At 37.3% G+C, this 25,526-nt stretch carries 26 protein-coding genes; 17 read left to right on the top strand and 9 right to left on the bottom strand.

Annotated elements, in window-relative coordinates; all coding sequences use genetic code 11:
• The first annotated feature begins 56 nt into the window (after positions 1-56).
• Positions 57-2,825: a bifunctional diguanylate cyclase/phosphodiesterase gene (locus ACRPLY_RS06055; protein ID WP_432231669.1), complete on the top strand. Its 2,769-nt coding sequence runs from the start codon at positions 57-59 to the stop codon at positions 2,823-2,825.
• A 38-nt stretch (positions 2,826-2,863) separates the two neighbouring features.
• Here ACRPLY_RS06055 and ACRPLY_RS06050 read toward each other — a convergent pair whose 3' ends face one another.
• Both ACRPLY_RS06050 and ACRPLY_RS06045 read right to left on the bottom strand, forming a co-directional pair.
• Positions 2,864-3,700, bottom strand: coding sequence for a TIGR03943 family putative permease subunit (locus ACRPLY_RS06050; RefSeq protein WP_028414014.1), 837 nt, complete (start codon positions 3,698-3,700; stop codon positions 2,864-2,866).
• A 16-nt stretch (positions 3,701-3,716) separates the two neighbouring features.
• Positions 3,717-4,586, bottom strand: coding sequence for a permease (locus ACRPLY_RS06045; protein WP_033578462.1), 870 nt, complete (start codon positions 4,584-4,586; stop codon positions 3,717-3,719).
• 259 nt (positions 4,587-4,845) lie between these two features.
• On the opposite strand from ACRPLY_RS06045, the gene ACRPLY_RS06040 reads away from it, so the two are divergent.
• The 4 genes from ACRPLY_RS06040 (at position 4,846) to ACRPLY_RS06025 (ending at position 8,675) form a co-directional block, all read left to right on the top strand.
• Positions 4,846-5,796, top strand: a complete 951-nt coding sequence (locus tag ACRPLY_RS06040) for an ABC transporter substrate-binding protein (RefSeq protein ID WP_028414012.1) — start codon at positions 4,846-4,848, stop codon at positions 5,794-5,796.
• Between the two features lie 90 nt (positions 5,797-5,886).
• Positions 5,887-6,894 (top strand): FecCD family ABC transporter permease, encoded by a 1,008-nt coding sequence (locus ACRPLY_RS06035; RefSeq protein WP_028414011.1) that lies wholly within the window; start codon positions 5,887-5,889, stop codon positions 6,892-6,894.
• On the top strand, positions 6,891-7,871 hold the full coding sequence (locus ACRPLY_RS06030; RefSeq protein WP_028414010.1) for a FecCD family ABC transporter permease: 981 nt from the start codon (positions 6,891-6,893) through the stop codon (positions 7,869-7,871). The genes ACRPLY_RS06035 and ACRPLY_RS06030 overlap by 4 nt, the downstream gene beginning before the upstream one ends.
• 18 nt (positions 7,872-7,889) lie before the next feature.
• Positions 7,890-8,675 (top strand): ABC transporter ATP-binding protein, encoded by a 786-nt coding sequence (locus ACRPLY_RS06025; protein WP_432231668.1) that lies wholly within the window; start codon positions 7,890-7,892, stop codon positions 8,673-8,675.
• Positions 8,676-8,704: 29 nt separating this feature from the next.
• On the opposite strand, the gene ACRPLY_RS06020 is transcribed toward ACRPLY_RS06025, so the two are convergent.
• Both ACRPLY_RS06020 and ACRPLY_RS06015 read right to left on the bottom strand, forming a co-directional pair.
• Positions 8,705-9,004, bottom strand: a complete 300-nt coding sequence (locus tag ACRPLY_RS06020) for a hypothetical protein (protein ID WP_028414008.1) — start codon at positions 9,002-9,004, stop codon at positions 8,705-8,707.
• Between the two features lie 88 nt (positions 9,005-9,092).
• The gene (locus ACRPLY_RS06015) at positions 9,093-9,644 is read right to left on the bottom strand and encodes a TVP38/TMEM64 family protein (RefSeq protein WP_432231667.1); all 552 of its coding nucleotides are present in this window, start codon (positions 9,642-9,644) and stop codon (positions 9,093-9,095) included.
• Positions 9,645-10,137: 493 nt separating this feature from the next.
• On the opposite strand from ACRPLY_RS06015, the gene ACRPLY_RS06010 reads away from it, so the two are divergent.
• From ACRPLY_RS06010 to ACRPLY_RS06000, 3 genes are all read left to right on the top strand, one after another.
• Positions 10,138-10,455, top strand: a complete 318-nt coding sequence (locus ACRPLY_RS06010; protein WP_028414006.1) for a hypothetical protein — start codon at positions 10,138-10,140, stop codon at positions 10,453-10,455.
• Positions 10,456-10,484: 29 nt separating this feature from the next.
• Positions 10,485-10,667, top strand: coding sequence for a hypothetical protein (locus ACRPLY_RS06005; RefSeq protein WP_047751346.1), 183 nt, complete (start codon positions 10,485-10,487; stop codon positions 10,665-10,667).
• A 127-nt stretch (positions 10,668-10,794) separates the two neighbouring features.
• A complete protein-coding gene (locus ACRPLY_RS06000; RefSeq protein WP_289578843.1) occupies positions 10,795-11,319 on the top strand; it encodes a cupin domain-containing protein in 525 nt (174 codons plus the stop codon).
• Between the two features lie 33 nt (positions 11,320-11,352).
• On the opposite strand, the gene ACRPLY_RS05995 is transcribed toward ACRPLY_RS06000, so the two are convergent.
• The 3 genes from ACRPLY_RS05995 to ACRPLY_RS05985 form a co-directional block, all read right to left on the bottom strand.
• Positions 11,353-11,955, bottom strand: coding sequence for a response regulator transcription factor (locus ACRPLY_RS05995; protein ID WP_013056197.1), 603 nt, complete (start codon positions 11,953-11,955; stop codon positions 11,353-11,355).
• Positions 11,952-13,094 (bottom strand): sensor histidine kinase, encoded by a 1,143-nt coding sequence (locus ACRPLY_RS05990; RefSeq protein WP_028414003.1) that lies wholly within the window; start codon positions 13,092-13,094, stop codon positions 11,952-11,954. Before ACRPLY_RS05990 ends, ACRPLY_RS05995 begins: the two co-directional genes overlap by 4 nt.
• A gap of 112 nt (positions 13,095-13,206) precedes the next feature.
• The gene (locus ACRPLY_RS05985) at positions 13,207-14,250 is read right to left on the bottom strand and encodes a fatty acid desaturase (RefSeq protein ID WP_028414002.1); all 1,044 of its coding nucleotides are present in this window, start codon (positions 14,248-14,250) and stop codon (positions 13,207-13,209) included.
• A gap of 222 nt (positions 14,251-14,472) precedes the next feature.
• Between ACRPLY_RS05985 and ACRPLY_RS05980 the strand changes: the two genes are divergently transcribed.
• From ACRPLY_RS05980 to ACRPLY_RS05940, 9 genes are all read left to right on the top strand, one after another.
• On the top strand, positions 14,473-14,868 hold the full coding sequence (locus tag ACRPLY_RS05980; RefSeq protein ID WP_251439045.1) for a DUF2809 domain-containing protein: 396 nt from the start codon (positions 14,473-14,475) through the stop codon (positions 14,866-14,868).
• Positions 14,869-15,025: 157 nt separating this feature from the next.
• Positions 15,026-15,580 carry a hypothetical protein gene (locus ACRPLY_RS05975; protein WP_432231666.1) on the top strand — a complete coding sequence of 185 codons (555 nt, stop codon included), beginning with the start codon at positions 15,026-15,028 and terminating at the stop codon, positions 15,578-15,580.
• A gap of 260 nt (positions 15,581-15,840) precedes the next feature.
• Positions 15,841-17,343: a cardiolipin synthase gene (gene cls, locus ACRPLY_RS05970; RefSeq protein ID WP_432231665.1), complete on the top strand. Its 1,503-nt coding sequence runs from the start codon at positions 15,841-15,843 to the stop codon at positions 17,341-17,343.
• 35 nt (positions 17,344-17,378) lie between these two features.
• On the top strand, positions 17,379-18,233 hold the full coding sequence (locus ACRPLY_RS05965) for a DUF1206 domain-containing protein (protein WP_033578468.1): 855 nt from the start codon (positions 17,379-17,381) through the stop codon (positions 18,231-18,233).
• An 84-nt stretch (positions 18,234-18,317) separates the two neighbouring features.
• Complete coding sequence (locus ACRPLY_RS05960; RefSeq protein WP_028413997.1) at positions 18,318-18,539, top strand: spore germination protein; 222 nt, start codon at positions 18,318-18,320, stop codon at positions 18,537-18,539.
• Positions 18,540-18,696: 157 nt separating this feature from the next.
• Positions 18,697-20,202 (top strand): LysM peptidoglycan-binding domain-containing protein, encoded by a 1,506-nt coding sequence (locus ACRPLY_RS05955; protein WP_432231664.1) that lies wholly within the window; start codon positions 18,697-18,699, stop codon positions 20,200-20,202.
• A gap of 287 nt (positions 20,203-20,489) precedes the next feature.
• Positions 20,490-21,692, top strand: a complete 1,203-nt coding sequence (locus ACRPLY_RS05950) for a macrolide family glycosyltransferase (protein WP_033578469.1) — start codon at positions 20,490-20,492, stop codon at positions 21,690-21,692.
• 44 nt (positions 21,693-21,736) lie between these two features.
• A complete protein-coding gene (gene galU, locus ACRPLY_RS05945; RefSeq protein ID WP_028413994.1) occupies positions 21,737-22,645 on the top strand; it encodes a UTP--glucose-1-phosphate uridylyltransferase GalU in 909 nt (302 codons plus the stop codon).
• Positions 22,646-22,748: 103 nt separating this feature from the next.
• Positions 22,749-23,960 carry an MFS transporter gene (locus ACRPLY_RS05940; RefSeq protein ID WP_033578470.1) on the top strand — a complete coding sequence of 404 codons (1,212 nt, stop codon included), beginning with the start codon at positions 22,749-22,751 and terminating at the stop codon, positions 23,958-23,960.
• A gap of 36 nt (positions 23,961-23,996) precedes the next feature.
• Here the strand turns inward: ACRPLY_RS05940 and ACRPLY_RS05935 are convergent, their stop codons facing one another.
• Complete coding sequence (locus ACRPLY_RS05935) at positions 23,997-24,161, bottom strand: hypothetical protein (RefSeq protein ID WP_432231663.1); 165 nt, start codon at positions 24,159-24,161, stop codon at positions 23,997-23,999.
• Positions 24,162-24,276: 115 nt separating this feature from the next.
• Positions 24,277-25,500, bottom strand: coding sequence for an MFS transporter (locus tag ACRPLY_RS05930; protein WP_028413992.1), 1,224 nt, complete (start codon positions 25,498-25,500; stop codon positions 24,277-24,279).
• Positions 25,501-25,526 lie beyond the last annotated feature (26 nt).

Below are 25,526 nucleotides of genomic sequence, written 5' to 3'. Positions count from 1 at the left end.
TATTTTTAGGCCTTAACCGATAACAAAGAAAAGAACGAATTGAAGGAAGGTCATGAATGAATCATCATACACATTTACTAGAAGGGACGTACAATGAGTTACTCGTTACACTTTCTTTCATTATCGCTATTACTGCGGCGTACGCTTCTTTTGGGTTAGCTAATCGTGTGAAAATTTCCCGGGCAAAATTTATTCAGTTTTGGTTAATCAGCGGGGCATTTACATTGGGAGTAGGCATTTGGTCCATGCATTTTATTGCCATGCTTGCTTTTCACTTGCCCGTAGATGTTTCATACAATTTATGGTTTGTTCTTCTCTCAATCTTGGGAGCGATAACAGGATGTTATATAGGCCTTTACCTCATTCACAAACAAAAGAAAAGCATGAAGGCACTCACCATTGCGGGGAGCTTTATGGGAGCTGGAATTGTTTTTATGCATTATTCCGGCATGATGGCAATGGAGCCCATTATGATTTCATATGATCCATTTGTCGTTTTTCTCTCTATTCTTATTGCTGTTGCTGCTTCTAATACAGCTTTGTGGCTTGGTTTTTACTCAAAGCTAAATGAAGGGAAGCTTACCGTTTTTGCTAAGCTTATTTGTTCTACTATTATGGGCATTGCTATTGCTGGTATGCACTATACGGGTATGCAGGCAGCTTCTTTTTCAGGAATGCGAATGCCTGAACAATCAAACGGTTTTGCTTTAAATCCACTATATTTATCCGCCGTTATTATTTTTTTTGTTGTCTGCCTATTTACGGCTGTGTTTTTAACCATTTTTATGGATCGACGCGTACAAAAACAAGAAGTTTTAAAATGGGCTTTTTTTGAATCTGCCCTGGATGCTATTTTGGTGATTGATGAAAAAAGACATGTTTTATCGCTCAATTATGCAGCAGAAACGCTTTTCTCTCTTAAAGCATCAGATGTAATCGGGAGTGATGTTGTTAAGCTGCTGCCCTTCTATAAATTTTCTTCTCTACAAGACGGACGGACTGAGCACTCCCTTTTGATAAGTAATAGAGAAGTTACGGTTGAGATAACGGTGATGGCGGTAGCGATTGAAGAGACGGTTGAGTATATGCTGTATATACGCAATATGACGCAAGAGCGTGAAGCGGAAAAAACGTTGATTGAAGCAAAAAATCGTTATGAAAACTTGTTTTACTCTTCTCCATTGGCAATTATGGTCCATCGAGAAGAAGAGGTCGTGTCCGTGAATGATGCTATGATTCAGCTTTTAGGAGTAACCGAAGACCAGCTCGTTGGGAAATCGTTATATGATTTCTTTTCATCTGAACAAGTTCCTGATATTAAAAAAGGATTGAAGGCAGTAAGAGATAGAAAAGATGAGCCAAGACCTCCATTAGCTCAGTTGAAAATGTTTAATGCGTTAGGTAAGGAACTCTTTTTAGAAGTAAAATCTACGCTCATTCAAATTAATGGAGAGACCCTTTTTCAGACAGTAACTAGAGATGTAACGGAGCAGAAAAAAGCTCAAGAATCGCTTCAATATATGGCTTTTCACGATATGCTAACAGATTTACCAAATCGAAGTATGTTTTCAAACATTGTAGAGAAATCCATTGATTCAGCAGCTGCTTCAGGAAAAAAGCTTCATTTCTTATTTTTAGACCTCGATCGTTTCAAACAGGTAAATGACACGCTTGGTCATCATGCTGGAGATCAGCTTATGCTTCAGGTGGTCGATCGAATGAAGAGTTGCCTAAGAAACCAAGATGTTCTTTCACGTTTTGGAGGAGATGAGTTTTTAGTTTTACTGCATGATAGGACGGATGAAGAAGTAAGAAAAATCTGTCAATCATTAAATGACTGCTTATCCACTCCTTTTGTAGTGCTGTCGAGAGATGTTTATTTAGGGGTAAGCATCGGAGTTAGTTTATTTCCTAAAGATGGAAAGGCGCTTGAGGTGCTAGTTCGCCATGCTGATTTAGCGATGTACGAAGTCAAAAAACAAGGGCGTAATCATTATCTGTTTTATCAAAAAGAAATGCAGGTTCATACTACGCGACGAATGAGAATCGAAGATGGTTTACGAAAGGCTTTTGAGCTGGGCGAAATGGAGCTTCATTATCAGCCGAAAGTCAATATTCAAAGTGGCCATATTGTTGGAGTGGAGGCTTTGATCCGGTGGACTCACGCCGAGATGGGCGTTATTTCTCCCGCAGAGTTTATTCCGATTGCTGAAGAAACAGGCGTGATTGTTACATTGACGAAATGGGTATTAAAAAAAGCGTGCCATCAAAATAAGTATTGGCAGCTGAAAGGACTTCCTCCCTTAAAAATGAGTGTGAACATATCAAGCGTGGATTTTGGTACAACTGATTTTGTTGATTATGTGTTAGATGTCTTGCGTGAAGTAGAGTTAGAATCACGATATTTAGAACTTGAAATTACGGAAAGTGTAACGATGAAGCATGTTGAGCAAACAATCGAAAAGCTACAAATTTTAAAAGATGCAGGAGTATTTATTTCGATTGATGATTTTGGCTCAGGATATTCCTCATTCAGCTATATTCAGAAGCTGCCTATTCATACGCTGAAAATTGACCGGTCTTTTATTAAAGATTTAGATCCTAATACAACGGAAGTATCGATTGTCAGAGCCATTATTACACTAGCCAAAAGTTTGCAGCTATCCGTCGTAGCAGAAGGTGTAGAAGAAGTTGAACAAGTAGAACTTCTTCATAAAGAAAAATGTGATGAAGTGCAGGGATACTATTTCTCCAAACCGATTTCAGCGCAGGAATTTTATGAGAAATTTCATAAAATCGAAGAAAAAATGGAATTTGTTCATTAATGTAAAAAGCCGTTCTTCTAAATAAGAACGGCTTTTTATTATTGGTTATTTCGATATACATAAGGGTCTTTTGGAGACTGCTCACGCTTTACTTTTGTTACTTTCACAACAGGGATGGTTTTTTTGAACGGCTGGTAATACATTGTACTAATTTTTCCTGTAACCGTTGCCCAGTCATCATTTTTAAAAGTAACATCATCTGGAAACTCAATAAGCATTCCAAACACCCCTGAATCTGCAATACAATGAATGATACCAAAGCGAAAGAGAAAATATTGATTCTTTTTTAATTCTTTCGTTTGATACATAAATCCTTTAAAAGAAATGGTTTTGTCAGTGAATTCACCAGGATATCGGTAAATAGTCTCCATTGCATTTAAAAATTCCTCGTCTTCTAAGTTGATATTTTCTCCTTTAGAAAACTTTTTAAGATCACGATGAATCATCTTGTCATAGGCTTCTTCTCCGTAAAAAGAACTTGTGTCAGGCTGTAAAAATTGATGAGAAGAATAAGGGTCCTTTTTGTCATAAATAGGAAAATGAAACCCTTTAGCTTCAACAATATTAGAATCAAGGGTTGCGACAGGTAAAAATAAGACCGTGAGTACAGGTAAAATATAAATTGGGTACCATACTCTTCGTTTCCATTTGCCATCTTGCTGATTATGGACGCATCCACAGCTACAATCATCATCATGTTTTTTAGGGCCTATCATGTAAAAGATTAATTCTGCAATGGTCAAGAACCAAAGGACAAAGATGGTGCAAAATGAAATCCAGGAATATTTCATATTGATATATTTTGAGATATCCCCAGTTGCATGAAGGTGCATGAAGATGAATGTAAACCCTATTAAAATTAAAATACGAATCATGCCAAATCCCTCCTTACTAATGAACAATTAAAATCGAAACAATAAGTACTAAAATGAAGACATACGCCAAAAGCGTAAAGACAAATTTAGTCTTAAACTGGCTTAGCATCATCAGCGTATTCTTGATATCAAACATTGGACCGAATACCAAGAATGAAACAATAGCACTATCTGTAAACGTACTGCGAAACGAGGAAGCGATAAACGCATCTGCAGAGGAACAAAGCGATAATACATAGGCAAGTCCCATCATTACCGCATTTGATGAAACATTTCCTTGTCCCAATGAAAGTAAAGTAGAGGTCTTCACGAACGTTTGCATGCCGGCGGCAATTAATCCACCAATAATTAAAAATTTCCCAACAGAAAAAAACTCATCAATAGTATGACGAATCGATTGTGAAACTTTCTCACTCATTTTCTTGGGGGAAGTATGCAAATGAACCTCACGTTTTGTCTGAGGTGCTTTGAATTGAACACTTAAAATAAGACCTACAAGTAAGGAAACAATAAAAGCTACTCCTGCCCGATAAAATACTATTTTCCAATCATTTCCGAAAGCTACAAAGGTAGAAAATAAAACAACAGGATTAATAATAGGGCCTGTTAACATAAAAGGAATGGCAGCATAAAGGGGAACCCCTTTTGCCATTAAGCGCCTAGTAATAGGAACAATTCCACATTCACAGGCTGGAAAAAGAGCTCCAATCACACTAGCTAATATGACAGCACCTATTTTATTTTGAGGAATAACTCGAGCCATCATTTCATCCGTTACAAAAATTTGAATAATTCCTGAAATGATCACGCCTAATAATACAAAAGGAAGAGCTTCAATAAGAATACTAATAAATATAGTATTCATTTGTAATAGAGACGAATTCATTATTTTCACTCCAAAATTAAGTTTATCTAAAATGTATTAGTGCAATAAAGTTGTGTTTGGTCAACTTATACATAGTGTATCGTAAAAAGGAAAGGGAATAAAGCTTTTTCAAAAAGAAGTGAAAGGATTTTTTTGTTATTTATTCAAAATATGTCCCGTATTATGAGAAAACTATTGACTCATCTTGAATTAACAGATAACATTGATGATAATGATTATCAGCGTCATCAAGAGTATATACATAGGAGGAAGCATTAAAATGAAGCAAGTTAAAAAGATTAGACTTCTCAGTATAGCTACTATTGTTGCTATTTTATTTGTTCTAGCAGGATGCGGGTCAAATCAAAATTCTTCGAAAGAAAATTCAGATAATAACCAAAAGGTGTCTGTTCAGCATGAGCTTGGAAAAACGAAAGTTCCTAAAAATCCTAAAAAAGTAGTTGTTCTTGAACTATCCTTTGTGGATGCTCTGCAAGGTTTAGGAATGAAGCCAATAGGGATTGCAGACGACAACAAAAAAGATATGATTAAAAAACTTGTAGGTGGAAAGATTGACTATACTTCAGTAGGAACACGTCAACAGCCGAATTTAGAAGTAATTAGTTCCCTGCAGCCGGACTTAATCATCGCCGATGTGCAGCGTCATAAAGCAATTTATAAAGAATTAAACAAAATTGCACCTACAATCGAATTAAAAAGTCGTGAATCTACATATGAAGAAAATATAGACTCATTTAAAACAATTGCAAAAGCAGTAGGAAAAGAAAAAAAAGCAGAGCAGCGATTAAATGAGCATGAAGAAACGATTTCGAAATTAAAAAATGAGTTAAAAGAAGAAAGTGGTCAGACAGTCTTACCAGCAGTTGTCAGAGATACTTCTTTCCAAGCGCATACGTCTTCTTCTTATGACGGAGAGTTTCTTGAAAAGCTAGGGTTGAAGAACGCTGTGCAGAACAAAGAAGCATATGCTGAAATGAATTTAGAACAGTTGTCAGACATTAATCCAGATATTTTAATCCTAGCAAATAATGAAGGCAAACTTGTAACGGATGAATGGAAAACAAATCCTCTTTGGGAAAATTTAAAAGCTGTTAAAAATGATAAAGTGTTTGTAGTAGACCGTGATTTATGGACAAGATTCCGAGGGGTAATTTCAGCTGAGGCAATTGGAAAAGATACGGTTAAGTTACTAAACAATAAGCAGCAGTAATATAACGGAATCTGACAAAGAGGCGAGAATAGTTATTCTATTCTTGCTTCTATTTGTTTAGAAAAGAAAACTGTAGAAAGTGTGTTGGAAATGACAAATCTTGTCCAAAAGCAAAAAATAAATAAATACATTGTGTTGGTAGCTAGTGTTTGCTTGTTAATCATCGGAATGATTTTACATGTCGCTGTGGGATCCTCTGCAGTTAGTTTTACAGAAGTAATTAAAGCAATTTTTGCTCCTGATGACTCTAAGCAGACAACGATCGTACAGACGCTCAGGTTGCCAAGAGCCGTGCTGGCAGCTCTTATTGGAGCCAGCTTGGCAGCTGCTGGAGCATTGATGCAAGCTATTACACGAAATTCGCTTGCTTCACCCCAAGTGTTTGGGGTAAATGCAGGTGCTTCATTAGCGATTGTAATAGCTTTTATTCTATTTCCTGATTTTACCTCTCAATCAACTGTTTATATTGCCTTTTTAGGAGCAGCTTTAGGAGGAATAACGGTTTATTTGTTCGCATCGGGCGGAAAGACAACTCATGTGAAACTAGCACTTGCCGGAATGGCCGTGCATTTATTTTTATCGTCGCTTACTCAAGGAGTGATTGTGTTAAATGAACAAGCTACGGACGTTTTGTATTGGCTTGTAGGTTCTATTAACGGGAAAGACTGGACTCATGTAAAAATTTTGTTACCTTGGTCATTTCTAGGTCTTCTTCTAGCTTTTGTATCATCTCGTTCTATATCGATTCTAGTGTTAGGAGAGAATATGGCAACGGGTTTAGGCGAAAAGGTAAAATGGATTCGCTTTTTTGCAGGTATACTAGTCATTATGCTTGCAGGTGCATCTGTTGCCGTTGCGGGGCCAATTGGGTTCGTAGGTCTCATTGTACCTCACATAGCTAGAAAATTAGTAGGAGGAGACTACCAGCGAATCCTGCCATTTTCAGCTCTATTAGGAGCCATTTTGCTTGTCTATGCCGATGTACTTTCTCGTTTCATTGCCTATCCTTTTGAGTCGCCAGTAGGGATTGTAACAGCTCTTATCGGAGCTCCTTTCTTTTTATATCTTGCTAGAAAAGGGAGGAATATTAAGCAATGAAAAGAAAACACCCTTATCAAATATTAAGTATCTTATTGCTATGTTTAATCATCACGGTTGTAATTAGCTTAGGAGTAGGAGCCGTTTATATTTCCCCTGCAGAAATCTTTCAGCAAATAGTAGGTAGTTCCCAAGGTAGTTCCTTTATTTTAACAAATTATCGCATTCCACGTACCCTCATTGCTATTGTGGTCGGTGCGGCTTTAGCGGTAGCAGGAGCTATTTTGCAAGGGATATTAAAAAACCCGCTTGCTTCTCCTGATGTTATCGGTGTAACAAAAGGAGCAGGGCTATTCGCCGTTTTTATCTTAATTGTATTTCCAGCTGCTTCTATGCTTCTGCTGCCGCTTTCAGCTTTTTTAGGAGCATCGGTCATCGCCGTTATACTCATGGTGTTTTCCTATTCTCAAGGAGCTAAAACTCATACGCTGGCTTTAGTGGGTGTAGCTTTAGGAGCTATTTGCCAGGCTGGAATTCAGTATTTTATGATTAAGTTTCCAGATGACGTGAATACAACTCTTCTTTGGCTTACAGGAAGTTTATGGGGAAGAGGCTGGAGTGAGCTTTTGATGTTAATTCCTTGCGTCGTACTTGTTCCTTTTATTATTATATTTGCATCTAAGCTCGATATTTTAAATTTAGGAGATGAGATTGCAGTTGGCCTAGGAGAGCGAACAAAGTACGTTCGTTATACACTATTGAGTATGGCTGTGATATTAACCGGTTTATCTGTAGCTGTAGTTGGGTCAATTGGATTTATTGGTTTAATTGCTCCTCATATTAGTAGGAGGTTAGTAGGGAGTCGGTCGAAGTTCTTGTTACCAGTTTCAGCAGCAGTAGGTGCTTTATTCCTGATAATTGCTGACAGTCTCGGAAGAGGGGTTGTGCCGCCCATTGAGATTCCAGCTGGAATCGTAACATCCGTTATTGGTGCCCCTTATTTTCTATATTTACTGCGGCGTGAACAGAAAAAATAGGAGAAAGGAGGAAGATTAATGACAAAGTTAACTGCGGAAAAACTTTCGCTATCATATGATTCAACTTCAGTTATTCGCGATATTGACCTTCACATTCCAGAAGGAAAGATAAGCATAATCATTGGATCAAATGGCTGCGGAAAATCAACAATCCTTCGTTCATTGGCGCGTTTATTAAAGCCGACAGAAGGAAATATTTATTTAAACGGAAAAGATATTCATCAACATTCATCAAAAGAAGTAGCAAAAAAACTGGCTATTTTGCCTCAAGCTCCTGAAGCTCCTGAAGATTTAACAGTAAAAGAGCTATGCTATTATGGTCGTCACCCTCATAAAGGCTTATTTGCTCGCTATTCTGCTGAAGATCATCAAATTGTAGATGAGGCTTTACAGGCAACTAAACTGTCTAATTTAAGTCATCGCACACTGGATGCGCTCTCTGGAGGACAGCGTCAAAGGGCCTGGATTGCAATGGCATTAGCACAGGGTACGGAGCTTCTGCTTTTGGACGAGCCTACCACATATTTAGATTTAGCTCATCAGATTGAAGTGCTTGAACTTCTTCGTTTCTTAAACCAAAAGAGAAATTGTACAATTGTGATGGTCTTGCACGATTTAAACCAAGCAGCTCGCTATGCAGATCATTTAATCAGTATTTCAAACGGTCAGATTTACAAAGAAGGTTCTCCTGCTCAAGTATTTACAGAAGAAATGATAAGGGATGTGTTTAATTTATCATCAACTATCATTCAAAATCCGGTTGATGGTTCACCTCTATGTATACCAACTGGAATCATAAAATAAACTGCACTTAAAAAAACAGCGTACTATTTTCACATAGTACGCTGTTTTACATTTAAGGTCAGAGCTAACAGTTTATACAATACATAGATTCCAAGGTATGCACCGGTTAATAAAAAAGCTGAATTTAAAAAGATTGCATGAATGCTCGTCATAAAAACAGTATGATTTTTTAAGATACGATAGATAGAAGCAGCGGCTATATTTCCAAATACTAGCGCTGAAAGAAGGGCTAGCGTATTAAAAACTAGTTCTGCTCCTTTCCACTTTAGTGAGAAAAAAAGCATGATAATAGGAACAATAATACTTGCAGAAACCAACAGGAAAATCAATGGACCATCTCCAATACGTTATCTTATTACAGTTACATAGGATAATGTTTTTATTTATTTTTAGATAGTCTTCCCTTTTTATAGTCTGTTAAGCTTTTTTCTTCCATTTTTTACTTATATAAAAAAGTGAAATAATGGATAAAACCACTAAGATGATTTTTCCTTGCATAGATCCTTGTGAAATATGATAAACCGAATAAACTTCAATAAAAAGCGCTGGAATTTTTCCAAGTGCGCTAGCAGAAATGAATACCGCAAAGGAGCCTTTTCCTACAGCACTGAAGAATGTAATGAGGCCTGATGGAACAAAGGGAAGTAATCGTAAAGAAAGAATGAATATAAAACTCTCTTTCCCTTGTACGCGCAGCAGCTTTAGCCACTTGGAGTGAGAAGGTGTTTTGGTATGAACAAGTGTACGGAAACCTTTTCGGTACAGCCAAAAAGAGAGAGCTACACCTAAAATTTCTCCAATAAAAGAAAGTAAAAATCCATTCCAAAAACCAAATAATTTTACGTTTACGAACGTAAGGGGCGCGCTTGGAAATACGCCCGTAATGCTAATAAGGATGTTCAAGAGAACACTAATAAGCTCTGCTGCTTCTAAATGTTCAAGCAGAAATGTTTGAAGATAGTCAGTCATGGTTATACTCCCGTTTATGTTTTATATGTAGGGCTAATTTAAGCTCATTTTCTACTATTATATAATTTTTGGCATGAAATAAGCAGTCAGCAGTTTATAAAAAACGAAACAGGGTAACTACTTACTAATGAAAGACGATTTACTGATTTGAAGGGATGGACAACTCATGTTGAAATTTTTGCTTGTTATTGTGGTTGTATTATTAATTATTATGATTTTTAAACGCATTATCCGAAAATAAAAATGCTAACTAACCAGCTCGTGAGACCTTTCTCACGAGCTCTTTTGCGGAGCTATTCGGCAGCTCAACAATACACTTTTTACTGTGATGAATATCACTGCAGCTAAAGAAATGAAGGGGTAAGATAGAAATGGGAGGGAGGTATATGGAGCTAATATTCTATCTCAGCACTTATTTATCAGGGGGAGCTATCGCATTATGGCTAATTAATGCAGCGTTTAATGGATTATTAAAATAACAGAGGGAGAGAAAATGAACGATTCTAAAGGTATATTTAACAATAAAGAAAGAAAGCTTGCTCGCTATTTGGAGACGTACACAACCGAGCAAATTTTAAACGAAGCAGGCATGTCTTCGTCTGCTGCGTTATATGAGTTGAAAAAAATAAGATTACCGCGGGCAGTTGCTAATACGATTGTTTATTACGTACTGGCAACCAATAATCAAAAGCTGGTTATGTACAAACTGCTCATGTTAGCGGGCGTTTGTAAAAAGCTTGGCATTCAAGATGCACAGGCAGCCCTCACTTTTATCAAAAAATATTACGTTTGTCATCAGCATTTACACTAAAAAGCACATCTGTCTGAGGGGGAAAAGAGATGAATATTGTCCCGTTTAAGCAGCGTTCATCTGCGGAAATTTATCAAGATAAAGAACAGCCGTTTCAATGTTTCATTGAGGGAGATCGATTTCAGTTAGATTTGTATATGACGTATTTATTTCATCGCTGCCATTCTAGCAGGTATAGATATAGCCGTGCTAACAGAAAGGGTAGGATGTAATGATAAGATACCGGTGGTAAGCGGCTTCATTTTCCTAATGGAATAATGAAGCCGTTTGTTGTGTTAGAAAGAATGATTTACTATGATGTAGTTAATGATAAAAGAAAAAAGGAAGGGAAGGAACGTAATGGATTTACACAATTGGGAATATTGGATTTCAAAGCTTGAGCTGCAGCCTCATCCAGAAGGAGGGTTTTATAAACAAACCTATCGTTCTAATGATGAAATTTCTGATAAAGAAGTGTCATCGCAGTTTGATGACAAACGATTTCTATATACGAGTATTTACTTTTTATTAAGGTCTCAAGATGTATCGCATTTCCACCGGCTGCAATCAGATGAATTATGGTACTATCATGGGGGAAGTTCTTTAACCATTCATATTATCTACCGCGACGGAACCTATCAAGAAGTAAAACTAGGTACAAACTTAGAAAATGGAGAAGTTCCTCAATTTTTAGTTCCAAGAGATACCATTTTCGGTTCCTCTGTCGCAGATGAGAATACGTTTTCCCTGGTAGGGTGTATGGTCGCACCAGGCTTTGATTTCCGTGACTTTGAATTATTCACAAAACAGCAGCTGCTTGATGAATTCCCCGAGCATGTCGTGATCATCGACAAATTAGGGTACGATAAACTCCCAAATGATTAAAAAGCATGCATCTCGGTTTGATGCATGCTTTTTTCATTTGAACCATCCTTTTTCTTTAAAGCGAGTAATGGCTTCAATGCGATTCTTTACTTCGAGTTTGTCCAGAATGGTAGAAATATAGTTGCGCACTGTTCCGGTCTTAATAGATAGTTCGTCAGCAATTTCTTTTGTGTTTTTTCCATCAGCTACTAGAGCTAATACTTCTTTCTCTCTAGCAGTAAGAGGACTGGTAGATTCACTATATAAGTCATCCACTAATTCTGGAGCATAGAGGCGTCTGCCTGCCATCACGCTTCGAATTGAATTTGCGAGTTCTTCACTTGGACTATCTTTTAGCAAGTAGCCACTTACGCCTGCTTTCAAAGCTCTTTGAAAATAGCCAGAGCGAGCGAACGTTGTTAAAATGATGACTTTGCAGTTTAAATCTTTCAGTTCCTCTGCAGCTTCAAGCCCAGTTTTAAGTGGCATCTCGATGTCCATTACGCATATGTCTGGCTGGTGCTGCTTAGCAAGTGATACCGCTTGTTCCCCATTTGAAGCTTTTCCGACAACTTCCATGTCATCTTCTAAATTTAACAAAGAGCCTAAAGCTCCTAACATCATTTGCTGATCTTCGGCAATGACAATTCGAATCATAATTGTTCCTCCTTAATATGTTTGACGATGTTTGGAACTGTAATATGAATAATCGTCCCCCCTTGACTGGAGATATCAAGATGGCCGTTTACAAACTCCAACCGCTCTTTCATTCCTAAAAGCCCGTTTCCTTCCCAGCAGGTTTTTTTCGTATTAATACCCACTCCATTGTCTTCTACCGTTATGCCTACTTCTTTTGCAGACTGATGTAAAGTAATCGTGCAAACGGTGGCTTGACTATGTTTGACCACATTGGTTACGGCTTCTTTTAAGCACATGCTCAGAATATTTTCAATTAGCAAAGACACATTCTCTAATGAAATATCCTTTTCTCCTACAAACGTAATTTCGGCAGCTTCTAAAAGCTCTTGAACGCGTTTTAGTTCTTCGCTAAGGCGAATTCCACGCATTTGAGAAACCATTTTTCTTACTTCATTAAGAGCCGTGCGCGCTGTTTGCTGGACATCTTTTAATTCAGATTTTGCTTTTTCAGGATCTTTTGCAATAAGTTTTCTTGCTAAATCACTTTTTAGACCGATAAGAGACAGCTTTTGTCCTAACGTATCGTGCAGGTCGCGAGCTATACGCTGGCGCTCTTCCTGTTTTACAAGCTCAGAAATACGTTTATTTGCATCTTCCAGCTGTTCTTCCAGCCGGTCTCGCTTCTTCCGGTTATAAATGCTAAATGGCAGTACAATTACACTAATGGAAATTACAAAAATGAAAGGCAGCTGTTTTAAAAAGATCTCTTCTTGCATAACAACGTTAAAGTTTACCGAAATAACGGTGCTGATCAAATGAACAGCATACAAAGTGAAGAAAGCGAGCCGTTTTTGGATATTTCCAATAAAATAAGCGATAAAAAAAGCGAAGTAAAAGGCAAAGTAAATATAATTAAAAATCGTTGTTAGGGCTAAGGAAATGACGATTAATAAAGCCGTCCATACGTAAACGGACTTGTCTGTTGAAACAAATGCAAAACGATAGAAAATAAAAAATAAGATGGTTAGTAAAGAGCCAAGAATAATGTGATTCATGGATGAAGACTGTAAGATAAAATAAAATGGTAAAATGGCAAATACCGTCCATATGTAAGGAGATAGCCCAGTGATTTTTTGGAAAAACGTATATTTTTTCATAAAGAACCTCATTTGTTTGTTAAAATACACTATTAGTTTACCACAAAGTAGAATGAAATAAGTTTAGGCGAATAGATAAAACAGTCAAGCTTTTGAAAGCTTGACTGTTTTATTAAAGTTCTGCTTTTGTTTGAGAAGAAATTCTGCTTGCTTTTGGTGCAGCTGAGCGTTTTTTTATTTCTTTAAAGCTCACAAACATTTTGTTTTCTTCATCCCATAAACGGAATCGAAGAGAGCGAAGGCTTGTTGCGAGTGTAATGGTTGGTACATTTTGAAGAGGCTGTGTGTGTTGATGAACAGCTTCAAGCTTATAGTTGGGCACTCTTGGGCTTAAATGATGTACGTGGTGAAACCCGATATTGCCTGTTAGCCATTGCAAAAGTTTTGGAAGCTTGTAAAATGAACTTCCTTCAACGGCTGCTTTTACATAATCCCAGTGCTCATCTTCTTCAAAATAAGAATCTTCAAACTGATGCTGTACATAAAACAGCCAAATTCCAATTGAACCTGAAATGAAGAAAATCGGTCCTTGAATTAATACAAACGCCTGCCAACCTACCAACCAGCAGGTCGCTGCTGCTAATGCAACAATCAATACATTTGTAAGATACGTGTTCATTCTCTCTTTTTTCTTCGCATTTTTTCGATTGAATCGGTTTGTAATCAAAAATACATATATAGGTCCCACGCCGAACATAACGAACGGGTTGCGATAGATACGGTAAGCGATTTTTTTCCAAATAGAAGCTTCTTTATATTCCGTTACGGTTAACACCCAAATGTCACCCGTACCTCTTTTATCTAAGTTGCTGCTTGTTGCATGGTGAATGGCATGGCTATGTCCCCATTGACTGTAAGGAAACATCGTTAACACACCGGTAATTGTTCCGAGAATTTTATTGTGTTGTCTACTCTTAAAGAAAGAGTAGTGACAACAGTCATGAAAAATAATGAATATTCTTACTAAAAATCCTGCTGCGATAACAGTTAGCGGAAATGCTAAAAAATAAGAAATTGAAAGGCTCTCATAAGCGAGAAACCATAGTGTGAAAAAAGGTAAAAAAGTATTAATCAATTGTCTTATGCTGTCTTTCATTACTGCTTTTTCAAAGGGTGCAACTTGTTTTCGTAAATTCTTTTGTTTTTGTATAGTCATATGAAATTCCTTTCATCACCGTATATTATCCTCAGTATAAAGGGATTTTTCTGACTATTTAAGACATACGTGTCATATAGAAACTATGACACTTGTCATATATACGTAGGGGGAAGCTGTAAAAAATGAAAAAAAGAGGTATTTAACAGTTTGCGGTTCTGATAAAATTATACAGTGAAGGCTTATTGTGACGAAGCATTTAAGAAGAAAAAGGAGTTTGAAATGAATAAAAGAAATAGATGGGTATACCTGCTTCTAGCTATTGTTATCATGGGAGCAGGTCTTTTATCAAGAAAACTTACTGCGTATCTTCCTCACATCGTAAATATATATGCGGGAGATTCGTTATGGGCCTTAATGATTTTTGTCAGTGCGGGTTTTTTGTTTCCTACATGGAAGACAAAAATGATTGGTATGTTTGCTATAGTGTTTTGTTACTTCATTGAATTTACACAGCTGTATCACGCTCCGTGGATTGATGACATAAGAAAGACTGCGCTAGGAGGGCTCATTTTGGGGTATGGCTTCTTATGGAGCGATATACTAGCCTATTCGATTGGAGTCGCGGTAGGAATGAGCTGGGAGTATTATAGATATCGATTTAAAAGACCCGCCTAGCAAATACGTTTCAATGAATCTTAGAACTCAGCTGAGGATGGAATAAGCCGTAGGGTTATGAAGCAGGATGTATATACATAAAAATAAACTTATGCATAAAATTTTTTATTTAAAACCTATTATCTATTCGTTGAACGAGAGGAAGAGAGGGGATTATTTGAATTTAATAGCCTGGATGATTATTGCATGTGAAATCGCTTTTTGGATAGTCATCATTTTAGGATTAGCAACAAGGTATATGTTTAAAAAACAAAAGCTCAGTTTTTTTATTTTAGCTTTAACACCTGTTGTTGATTTTTTTCTTCTGATTGTGACGAGCATAGACCTTTACGGAGGTGCTACAGCGACTTATGCTCACGCTATTGCAGCCGTGTATATTGGAATTTCGATTGCTTTTGGAAAAAGTATGATTCAATGGGCAGACGAACGCTTTCAATATTATGTGATGAAAAGCGGAGAAAAACCTCGTAAGCGCTATGGAATAGAATATGCAAAGCATTATTTTAAATCATGGATACAGCATCTTATTGCTTACGCTATTGGGGCAGCTCTTTTAGCGGCGATGATGTATATAGTACCAAATGGAAAAACTAACGTGCTGCAAAATGTAGTGGAAGTTTGGACAGTTATTGTAGGAATTGATTTCTTATTATCTCTTTCTAATTTCGTTTGGCCTAAAAAAGAAAAAGAGTCTGGTTATACTAACTCATAAAAAGGCATCGATGCTTGAAAAGCCAGTGAAAAAACCTCCCTGTAAGGAGGTTTTTTGTTTTACCATCCAGGGTATAGGTATATGAATGATGCTTGTCTGAGGTAGTTCAGTTTAGTTGCTTAAGCGGCTAAACTGCTTTTTGTGCAAATATATGTACATTTTATGTAGCATGCATGATAAGAATTCTGTGTATTCCATATACTACCTCATATGAAAGGTAGGCAAGTGATACAATACAGTTTGTTTTTAGGAGAGCTTTTATGAAAAAACGCCGGTTGGACTTTATTTTTTTATTTATTATTTTACTTTCAATTTATGCTTTCTTTTTTACCTCTATTGATATTCATTGGAAGTATGCCTTAGTTGGATTATATGGTGTCATCATTTTCATTTGTATGTATTCACTTATGCTTGAAAATCGAACGCCTGAAAGTACGTTGGTTTGGATGTATGTCCTCTTTTTCTTCCCTGTTGCAGGCTTTTTCTTTTATTTGTATTCAGGACAGCTCTATTTAAAGGGGCATATGTTCAAAAAAAAGCGTATGCATAACCGAGAGATGCTTAGAAAGATGGCAGATAAAGAAACGACGCCTGATCTATCAACGCTTCAATCTCATCAGCGTTACTTTGCTCAGTATCTTCAATGTGTATCTTTGACAAAGATGAATGTTCATACAAAAACCTACGTCCTTAAGAACGGGCAAGAAACGTTTAACGAAATCAAAAAGCATTTGCAGTCAGCCAAACATTTTATTCATATGGAATACTACATGTTTCACTCAGATTCGTTAGGAAAAGAAATCATTGATATTTTAATTAAAAAAGCAAGCGAAGGTGTAGAAGTGCGCTTTACGTTTGATACAATGGGAAGCTTTACATTATCGGGTTCAGATATTAAGCGAATGAAGAAAGCGAATGTTAAAGTGCATCCTTTCTTACCTATTAAGTATGGATTTTTTAATCAAAAATTTAACTTTCGAAACCACCGTAAAATAGTTGTAATTGATGGGGAAGTAGGTTTTGTAGGAGGACTAAATGTAGGAGATGAGTACTTAGGGAAAAATAAAAAAATCGGTTTTTGGCGAGATACCCACCTGATGTTAAGAGGTGAATCTGTTCAAACGCTGCACTCAATTTTTATGTTTGACTGGGAATACGTTTCTGGAGAATGCTTAATTCATAATGAAGCGTATACAAAACCTCATCGTGTTGAAGGAGAAGGGTTCGTTCAGGTAGTGGCGACGGGGCCAGATACGCAGGAAAATATGAGCGACTATTATTATACAATGATTACAAGCGCGACGAAGTCAATTTGGATTTCTACCCCCTATTTTGTTCCAAACGAAGCTATAAGAACTGCTCTTCGTATTGCGGCTAGAAAAGGTGTAGAAGTACGAATTATGGTGCCGGAAATTAATGATGGCTTTCTGACTCAATATGGAACAAGATCATATTTTGCCGAACTTCTTCGATGTGGAATTGAAGTATATTCGTATAGAAAAGGATTTTTGCATCAAAAAATTGTGATTATCGACGGAGATATGGCTTCGGTCGGTACTGCAAATATGGATATGAGAAGTTTTCATCTGAACTTTGAAGTGAATGCATTTTTAATTGACGGAGAGACGATTCAAACGCTCATTAAAAATTACGAAGAAGATATGGAAGACAGTCATTTGATCAAACCAGTAGCATTTTACAAGCGAAGCTTAGTAGAACGTTCGAAAGAGTCATTTGCTCGCTTATTTTCAGGTGTTTTATAAAATAAAGTTTGTTTTCAAAAAGCAGGAGGAAACGTATGGGTGAATCTCCATTTGTTAAAAAAGATACGTTTGGTCGAAAGTTACATCGCTTAAAAGAACGCACTAAGCCGTTTGTCGTGCGTTTTTCACGGTTTGGTCATGTAGCTCAAGGTGTGGTCTATTTTGTCATCGGTATATTAGCGATTCAGACAGCTTTCGGATTAAAAGGCGATTTAGTTACTTCTCAAGGGGCCCTACACACAATTGCAAAGCAGCCGTTTGGATTTTTAATTTTAATCGTTTTGGCAGTAGGTTTAAGTGGATATGCGTTTTGGCAAATCATTTCTGCTATTTTTGACCCTCACCACGTTGGGCATGGTGTAAAAGGCGCTTTTACTCGTTTAGGCTATTTAGTTGTAGCCACGTTTTATATTAGTCTTTGTGTGAGTTCGATAAAAATTTTGCTTCATGCTCACGTTCATACGTCAGGTAAGCATTATCAAACGGTATCAGCCAAGCTATTATCTTATCCCTTTGGGCAAACCATCATTGCGCTTACAGGTATCGGCGTTATTATCTTTGGGATTGGACAAGTATATTGGGCTCTTTCAGGACGCTTCCTAAAAAAACTAAAGAAAAACGAAATGTCAAAAGAAGAGTGGCGATGGAGCGGGCATATTGGAAAAGCGGGTATTATTGCTCGAAGTATCGTCTTTGGGATTATTGGCTTCTTTCTTATTCGCACGGCTCTTCAAGCGGATCCAGACGAAACGAAAGGGTTAGATGGAGCCCTTGCTGAAGTAGCGCAGCGTCCTTTTGGGTCTGTACTGCTGGCTATCGTATCAATCGGGCTTATGGCATACGGAGTATATATGTTTGCAGAATCAAGGTATAAACGAATTGATCCTTAATAAAATTAAAAAGATGAAAAAGCTACTTTTTAGCCTTCTGCTCATATCATATAGCAGATAGATAGTGAACAGGAGGAGAGGCAGATGCCATCGGTAGTAGGAGCCGTAAATATCTCGAATGTATTGGTTTCATCTTCAGTGGAGTTTGGTGATTGTCTGGCTATTAAGCCAAAGAGTACAGCTTTTACAACAGTCGGTTCTGGTAGCGGGAACACAGGAAACTTTATGAATATTACAAGCAGTGCCAGTACCGCCAATACAATTGATATGGATATTAACGATCAAAATGTAGTGGGAAATGCATAAGAAACGAAAGCTTATCGTCATCGGACGGTAAGCTTTTTTATTTGAGTTTGACGTATACCCAGACGTTTCTTTACCACAATGTACCTCTAGGATTCTATCTTATAGGAGTAGTAAACTAGACAGGTGATGTCAAAAAGTGGGGAGGCGAGATTATCAAATGAAGAAAATATGTATGAGCCTACTTATTCTCTGTCTTTTCAGTGGAGGATTGGCCCCAATAAGTAAAGGAGACGCTGCTTCTTCAGTAGGCACTGTTAAAGGTGATAATGTAAATGTGTATCGTTCTCCATCTTTGCATTCTTCGGTTGTTCAGACAGTGAAAAAAGGAGAAGAATTTCCTGCTATTTCATCTGAAGCGGGAGATGCAGCTCAAGTTATCACCCATAAAGTAGTGCCAGGAAATACACTATGGCTACTAGCTAAACAATATGGTGTAACAGTCAGCGAGCTAATAAAACAAAATCAGCTAAAAACGACGGAGCTAACTCCGGGGCAAAAGCTGAAAATACCACCAAAAGGCTTGTTACATAAAGTAGTATCAGGAGATACGCTTTGGAAAATCTCTGTAAAGTACGGTGTGAAAGCGACTGAATTAACAAAGTTAAATCAGCTATCATCAACAAATATTAAGCCTGGACAAATGCTTATTATTCCTGATTACTATGTACAAGTACAGCTTTTGGAAGGGAAAAAGGGCTGGATCAAAAAATCTGATTTAGGACAAAAGAAGCATAAGCCAGTAGTTATGGGCTGGAGCTTTAATGAAAAAACAGCAGGCTATGCAGAATCGATGAAACAAAAGAACTTAGACGTTGTTTCACCACGCTGGTTTACGCTAACGCGGAGTGACAAAGTTGTTTCATCTTCTATAAATCCATCGTATGTTCAAACGGCTCACAAAAACGGCAAAAAAGTCTGGCCGCTCATCGGTAACAATTTCGATGATGTGCTGACAAGTGACGTCCTAGGCAATAAAGCAAAGCGGCAAAAGCTTGTATCGTCAGTCGAAAGTTCGCTTGTGAAAACAAACAGTGACGGTATTAACGTTGACTTTGAAAATATTAATATCAAAAACAAACAAGATTTTGTTTTATTTATTAAAGAATTAAAAGCAGCGTTAAAGCCTCATGGTATGACCGTTTCAGTAGACGTAACACGAGAGAATAATGATCCGTTTTGGTCAGGAAGCTTTGATCGAAAACAGATTGGTCAAGTGGCAGATTACGTCATTATGATGGGTTATGAAGAACACTGGGGAGGGAGTCAGGTTCCAGGGTCTGTGGCTTCGCTGCCTTGGGTGAAAGAAGGAACAGAACTTCTTATGAAAGATGTACCTGCACACAAAATCCTGCTGGGAGTTCCTTTTTATACGCGAGAATGGAAAACGGATCTATCTACCAAAAAAGTTGTCACAAAAGACTTAACGATGAAAGAAGCCGAAGCAATTATCTCTTCTAAAAAGTTAACTAAAAAATGGGACAGCCAAGCCTCTCAGTACTATGTAGAATACACCGAAAATGGTACGAAGCATCAAATATGGCTCGAAGACAAAGCATCTATGCAGCGCCGGGTTAAATTAATTAATGACTATCATTTAGGCGGGGCGGCAGCTTGGTATATTGGTTCAGAAACATCAGATATATGGGAGTTATATAACTTCTAAATAAAAAACACACCTTATGCTTAATGTAGCTAGGTGTGTTTTTTATTTTCATCATATTGAAGCGCATACATCTATTTACAAACAAGATAAATTTTACAATATTTGTTTTTCTTGAGTTAATTTATAACTATATTCCAAAATGAGCCTATTTAACCTTTTTTTAGTTGAAAACGCTTAATGACTTTACGATAAAGATAATTTATAGTAAATTCAGTTTCTATACAATAAATTTACCAAATGAATAATTAAGTGATTTAATTATTAACTAAGTGAAAGGAATGGATGTTATGGGAAATGTATTAGTAATAGGCTTTCCAGGTGAAGGACATGTGAACCCTTCTTTAGGAATTGTAAAAGAATTAATGGCTCAAGGGGAGAAGGTCGTCTATTACGGCATTGAAGACTATGCTGAAAAAATCCGAAAAGCAGGAGCGGAATTTCGTGAATACGAAGATTTTCGTCCAAGTCTTGATATGAGCAACCGTATGACCAAAGAAGAGTCTTATGACCGCTATGAAATAATGAATTTGTTTTTAAATGAATCTGAAAATATTATTACTAAAATTATGAGTGAAACGAAACATGAAACATATGATTATGTACTTTATGATTATCACCTTTTAGCAGGTTCCGCTGTGGCCGACCTTCTTCAGCTTCCAAAGGTTTCTCTTTGTACGACGTTTGCGTTAAATAAGGAGTTAGCAACTTGTATGATGCCAAGTGGTCAAACAGAACCTGACCAATCTTCCTTTTATCCTCAATTCGAAAAATCATTAAATAAGTTCAACAGCCAATATAATACGGAGTTAAAAGACTCCATGGACATTATGTCAAATCCAGGGGATATTACGTTAATATTTACGTCAGAATTCTTTCAGCCGCACGTATCTGAATTTACGAGTGAGTACAAGTTTATTGGTCCTTCAATTGTTAAACGATTAGATATTGAAGATCCTTCTTACTTACAAAATGAAAATGAAAAAATTATTTTTGTTTCTATGGGAACTATTTTTAATCAGCAGCTAGAAATCTATAACTTATGTATAGAAGCATTAAAAGATTTTGAGGGTAAAGTTATTTTATCTATTGGTAAAAATACAAAACCTGAAGAATTAGCACACATTCCAGAAAACTTCGTTGTAAAACAATACGTACCGCAGCTAGAAATTTTAAAACGTGCAGATTTATTTATTACTCACGGCGGAATGAACAGCAGCAGTGAAGGATTATACTACGATACACCGCTTGTCGTTATTCCAATGGCAGTGGATCAATTTATGGTGGGCGATCGCGTGCAGGAGTTAGGAGCAGGCGTGAAATTAGATAAAAATAATGTATCTGCTGAGCTAATCAAAAATACAGTTAACGACGTTTTAACTACTCACACATATAAACAGCATGCACAACAAATCGGAGAATCACTTCGCTCAGCGGGAGGATACAAGCAAGGTGTGAAAGAAATTTTCAAGATGGTACCTGTTAAAGCGTAATAGATGTAAGACAGCTAGATAACTAACAGAGAGGAGTAAATCATATGCAGACTATAAAAAAAGCAGTTATACCAGCAGCAGGGTTAGGTACTCGTTTTTTACCCGTTACAAAATCTATCCCAAAAGAAATGCTTCCAATTGTAAATAAGCCCGTCATTCAATTTATTGTGGAAGAAGCCTTAAAATCAGGCATCGAAGATATTTTAATTGTTACAGGAAACGGAAAACAAGCGATTGAAAATCATTTTGACCATAATATTCAATTAGAACACTTGCTTCATCAAAAAGGAAAGACCGAACTATTAGAGGAAATGGAGCATATCTCTGAACTAGCGAATATTCATTACGTTCGTCAAAAAGAAATGAAGGGCCTTGGCCATGCGATTGGCTGTGCTCGACAATTTATTGGAAACGAACCGTTTGCAGTTTTACTTGGAGATGACTTAACAGACCCAGATCAGCCTTGTTTAAAACAGCTGATTGACCAGTATACCCAAACGGGATCGTCGGTTATCGGCGTGCAGCGCGTAGAGGAAGAAGCCGTTCATCGTTACGGGATTATAGATCCAAAAGCAAATAAAAACCGATTATACGAAGTGAATGGTTTTGTAGAAAAACCATCAGTCGAAGAAGCTCCGTCTAATTTAGGAATTATTGGACGCTATGTATTTACACCTGACATTTTTGATTATCTTGAAACGCAGGAAGCTGGAAAAGGTGGGGAGATTCAGCTAACGGATGCTATTCAGCGTATGAATATAGACCGTTCTATTTATGCTTACGAATTCGAAGGCGAACGTTATGATGCAGGGGAAAAATTAGATTTTATTTTTACGACCCTTGCTTTTGCGTTAAAAGATGAAGAATTAAAAGCACCTCTTTTAACTAAATTCAAAGAGCTGATCAACAAGGAAGAACAAAAAGAAAAAATTGCTGTACAAATTGGAAAATAACCTTCATTTACACACCTTTCTTCTACTGTTTCTTGAAGAAAGGTGCGTTTTTTTGCGAAAATGGAACGTTTGACAGCTGGATAGAAAGGGTTGAAATGAGTTTATGTCGAAAGCAGAAAATTCGTTTGTATCAGGCATAAAGATTGTATTTACAGACCGGGATTTTCGAACGATTTTTATTTCATTATTTATTATTGGGTTGTCTGTTGGCGGCTTTATGCCTTATTTAACGGTTTGGGCAACAAATACATTGCACGCCACTTCGTTTCAAGCAGGATTTTTATTTGTCCCAATGAGCATTCTTGGTTTAATCGTCTCGTTTTATTTGGCTTCTTTATCAGACAAATGGGGAAAACGAAAGCCATTTATTATTTGGGCCTTACTGATTGGAACCATTTCAAGAGTTCCCTTAGCGTTTACGCATTCTTATACAATAGCACTCATTTTACTTGCTATAGGAGGGTTTAATGCGTTTTCTTTTTTCTTTGCTCTGCTGAATGATTTTATTGTTAAAAAGGAAGAAAGTAAATCGCAGGCAGGTACGATTACCGGTACTGTGCGAATGGCATTTTCACAAGGCTATATTTTTGGACCGATGCTCGGAGCTTTAATCATTGACCACGGAGGGTATACTCTTTTATTTTTACTATCAGGGTTGTTATCGCTGGCAACTTTAGTGTGGGTTCTTTTTGCGCTTAAAGAAGACAGTATGCCTCAACCTTCAGCACATGCATCTTCAAAAGCGCCAGCTGGTATACCTTCTGTATTAATAGCTGTATTCGTAGCGGCTCTTTTCATTTTTGCGGGTGATTCCGGACGTTCTATGTATTTGCCGCTGTATATAACGGATACGTTAAAGCAATCCGTTTCAATTGTAGGAATTCTTTTTACCGTTACGTCTGTTTTTGAACTAATATTTATGCCGTTAGGAGGCTATTTTTCTGATAAAATCGGAGTCAAACGCTTCTTTGTTATCGGCATAGCTTGCCAAGTGCTTTATTTTGTTTTAACAAGCCTTCATTTACCGCTGAGTGGATTGATTGCGCTTCAAGTATTTTATGCTTTCATTCTATCCGCTACAATGGGAGTTGGCATGGTGTATGCTCAGTCACTGGCCCCGCGTCAAATTGGACTAGCCACGACGGCATATATGACAGCTATACAAACTTCAGCAGTTGTCAGCAGCTTAGCTATGGGGTCACTAGTTAGTGTGATTCCGTTGCCTTCTACTTTTTACATTTTAGCTGTTTTTGCGGTTATTTCAGGTGTAATGTTTCTATTGATGAAGCAAAAATCAGCTGAGGAAGTGAGCTGAAAAGTTAAGAAGAGGTTGAGATATTACCAAATTAATCTAATCTAAAGACAAACAAATAGTATGCATGAGCTGCACTGCTTGTGACACCGCAGTTGATTTCCATGCAAGTCTTCGCTTTCCGCGGGTGGCCGATGAGTCTCCTTGCGGGGTCTCATCTGTTCCACTTTCCCCGCAGGAGTCTTCGCCTTGCCCTCCAATCAACTGCTAGAAGGACCTAAAGAAATGACACATACGTTCACCATAACAAAAAACGAACCATTCATTAATGGTTCGTTTTTTTTACTTTCTCTAAAATACTTTTGCCCCAGCCTCTTTTTTATGAGGCTGTTTCTTGAATTTGTTCGCGGGGCTTTTTATTTAAAATTTTGCGGTAGCGGTAATTAACAAAAGCCGCCGCCGCCATACCTACTACTGAAAGCATCGCATCAAAGATAAAGATAATTGAAATATGTCCCGTTTTAGACATGAGCCCTGTTGCTAAAGGCAATAAAATTGCAGCTAATCCAGCAGCGGTCGCTACAATTCCTGTAACCGTTCCTTTTTTGTTCCAGAAAAGCTCGGTCATAACGGTAATCGCTAATTGAAAGACCCCAGCCGTAGAAAATCCCATGAAAAAAGCAGCTGCAATTGCAATAGCAGGTACTTTAACAAATAGAAGCGTAAGTACAGCGATAAGGGTAATCATCGGGTAAACGAGAATAACCGTTACAGGACGAAGCACTTTGCTTAATAATACGGCTAATACTAAAACAGAGATTAAAGCTCCGATGCTGTAGTAGCTTAAAAGGCGAACCGAGCTGCTTTCAGCCATACCTAATACTTGTTGACCATAAGTAGGAAGCCAAATTTGAGCCACTGTAAACAGAGCTGTAGAAGTAAATCCAATCACAATAAGAGCGATTCCTTCTTGTTTCATGTTAGGAGGAGAGATAAATTTATTCTCTTCTGTACTTTGCTGTTGAACTGTATTCTGTTCGCGTTTATGATTGGGAAAAGGCAGTTTGAACATAAAGATCATATTTAGTAAATAAATAAGAGCGGGAAGGAAAAAAGCATACCCATAAAACAAATCACGATCCGCAAAAAAGGCAATCATAAACGGCAGAAGCGCTGCTCCAGCTGATATAAATGCTTTTACAAGAACACTGGCTGAACCTGAAGATTTAGGAAAAACTTCAATCAAAGCAGGGTATGTTCCAGCGTCCATAGCAGAGTTTGCAATACCAGCAATAATGGCAAAGATAAAGGCTGTTTGATAATTTGGCGATAATGGAATGCCAATTAAGAAAATAGCCATCGTCAGAGACGAAACAATAATCAAAGGTTTTCGTCCGACTTTATCAGACAAGATGCCTGATAGAGAATATGAAAGCAATTTTCCAATTCCGATAGCAGAAATGATATAGCTGATTCCAGCACCGTCGGTATTTAATTGTTTTGTCAAAAATGACATATTTGATGCAAGCATGATATTGACCATGCCAAGTAGAAAATAGTTAATATACATACCTGAAGCTGACAGCATGTACTTATTTTTCATCGTTTACACATCCTTACGTAAAAAAG

Source organism: Priestia sp. TGN 0903, from assembly GCF_050846855.1.
Lineage (GTDB): Bacteria > Bacillota > Bacilli > Bacillales > Bacillaceae_H > Priestia > Priestia zanthoxyli.
Note: the sequence above shows the minus strand (reverse complement) of the source record. Positions and strands in the feature narration are given on the sequence as shown.

Excerpts from the sequence above, each read along its gene's own strand:
- ACRPLY_RS06055 (WP_432231669.1), top strand. The coding sequence starts at position 57 with ATGAATCATCATACACATTTACTAGAAGGGACGTACAATGAGTTACTC.
- ACRPLY_RS06050 (WP_028414014.1), bottom strand. The coding sequence starts at position 3,700 with ATGATTCGTATTTTAATTTTAATAGGGTTTACATTCATCTTCATGCAC.
- ACRPLY_RS06045 (WP_033578462.1), bottom strand. The coding sequence starts at position 4,586 with ATGAATTCGTCTCTATTACAAATGAATACTATATTTATTAGTATTCTT.
- ACRPLY_RS06040 (WP_028414012.1), top strand. The coding sequence starts at position 4,846 with ATGAAGCAAGTTAAAAAGATTAGACTTCTCAGTATAGCTACTATTGTT.
- ACRPLY_RS06035 (WP_028414011.1), top strand. The coding sequence starts at position 5,887 with ATGACAAATCTTGTCCAAAAGCAAAAAATAAATAAATACATTGTGTTG.
- ACRPLY_RS06030 (WP_028414010.1), top strand. The coding sequence starts at position 6,891 with ATGAAAAGAAAACACCCTTATCAAATATTAAGTATCTTATTGCTATGT.
- ACRPLY_RS06025 (WP_432231668.1), top strand. The coding sequence starts at position 7,890 with ATGACAAAGTTAACTGCGGAAAAACTTTCGCTATCATATGATTCAACT.
- ACRPLY_RS06015 (WP_432231667.1), bottom strand. The coding sequence starts at position 9,644 with ATGACTGACTATCTTCAAACATTTCTGCTTGAACATTTAGAAGCAGCA.
- ACRPLY_RS06010 (WP_028414006.1), top strand. The coding sequence starts at position 10,138 with ATGAACGATTCTAAAGGTATATTTAACAATAAAGAAAGAAAGCTTGCT.
- ACRPLY_RS06005 (WP_047751346.1), top strand. The coding sequence starts at position 10,485 with ATGAATATTGTCCCGTTTAAGCAGCGTTCATCTGCGGAAATTTATCAA.
- ACRPLY_RS06000 (WP_289578843.1), top strand. The coding sequence starts at position 10,795 with ATGGATTTACACAATTGGGAATATTGGATTTCAAAGCTTGAGCTGCAG.
- ACRPLY_RS05995 (WP_013056197.1), bottom strand. The coding sequence starts at position 11,955 with ATGATTCGAATTGTCATTGCCGAAGATCAGCAAATGATGTTAGGAGCT.
- ACRPLY_RS05990 (WP_028414003.1), bottom strand. The coding sequence starts at position 13,094 with ATGAAAAAATATACGTTTTTCCAAAAAATCACTGGGCTATCTCCTTAC.
- ACRPLY_RS05985 (WP_028414002.1), bottom strand. The coding sequence starts at position 14,250 with ATGACTATACAAAAACAAAAGAATTTACGAAAACAAGTTGCACCCTTT.
- ACRPLY_RS05980 (WP_251439045.1), top strand. The coding sequence starts at position 14,473 with ATGAATAAAAGAAATAGATGGGTATACCTGCTTCTAGCTATTGTTATC.
- cls (WP_432231665.1), top strand. The coding sequence starts at position 15,841 with ATGAAAAAACGCCGGTTGGACTTTATTTTTTTATTTATTATTTTACTT.
- ACRPLY_RS05965 (WP_033578468.1), top strand. The coding sequence starts at position 17,379 with ATGGGTGAATCTCCATTTGTTAAAAAAGATACGTTTGGTCGAAAGTTA.
- ACRPLY_RS05960 (WP_028413997.1), top strand. The coding sequence starts at position 18,318 with ATGCCATCGGTAGTAGGAGCCGTAAATATCTCGAATGTATTGGTTTCA.
- ACRPLY_RS05955 (WP_432231664.1), top strand. The coding sequence starts at position 18,697 with ATGAAGAAAATATGTATGAGCCTACTTATTCTCTGTCTTTTCAGTGGA.
- ACRPLY_RS05950 (WP_033578469.1), top strand. The coding sequence starts at position 20,490 with ATGGGAAATGTATTAGTAATAGGCTTTCCAGGTGAAGGACATGTGAAC.
- galU (WP_028413994.1), top strand. The coding sequence starts at position 21,737 with ATGCAGACTATAAAAAAAGCAGTTATACCAGCAGCAGGGTTAGGTACT.
- ACRPLY_RS05940 (WP_033578470.1), top strand. The coding sequence starts at position 22,749 with ATGTCGAAAGCAGAAAATTCGTTTGTATCAGGCATAAAGATTGTATTT.
- ACRPLY_RS05930 (WP_028413992.1), bottom strand. The coding sequence starts at position 25,500 with ATGAAAAATAAGTACATGCTGTCAGCTTCAGGTATGTATATTAACTAT.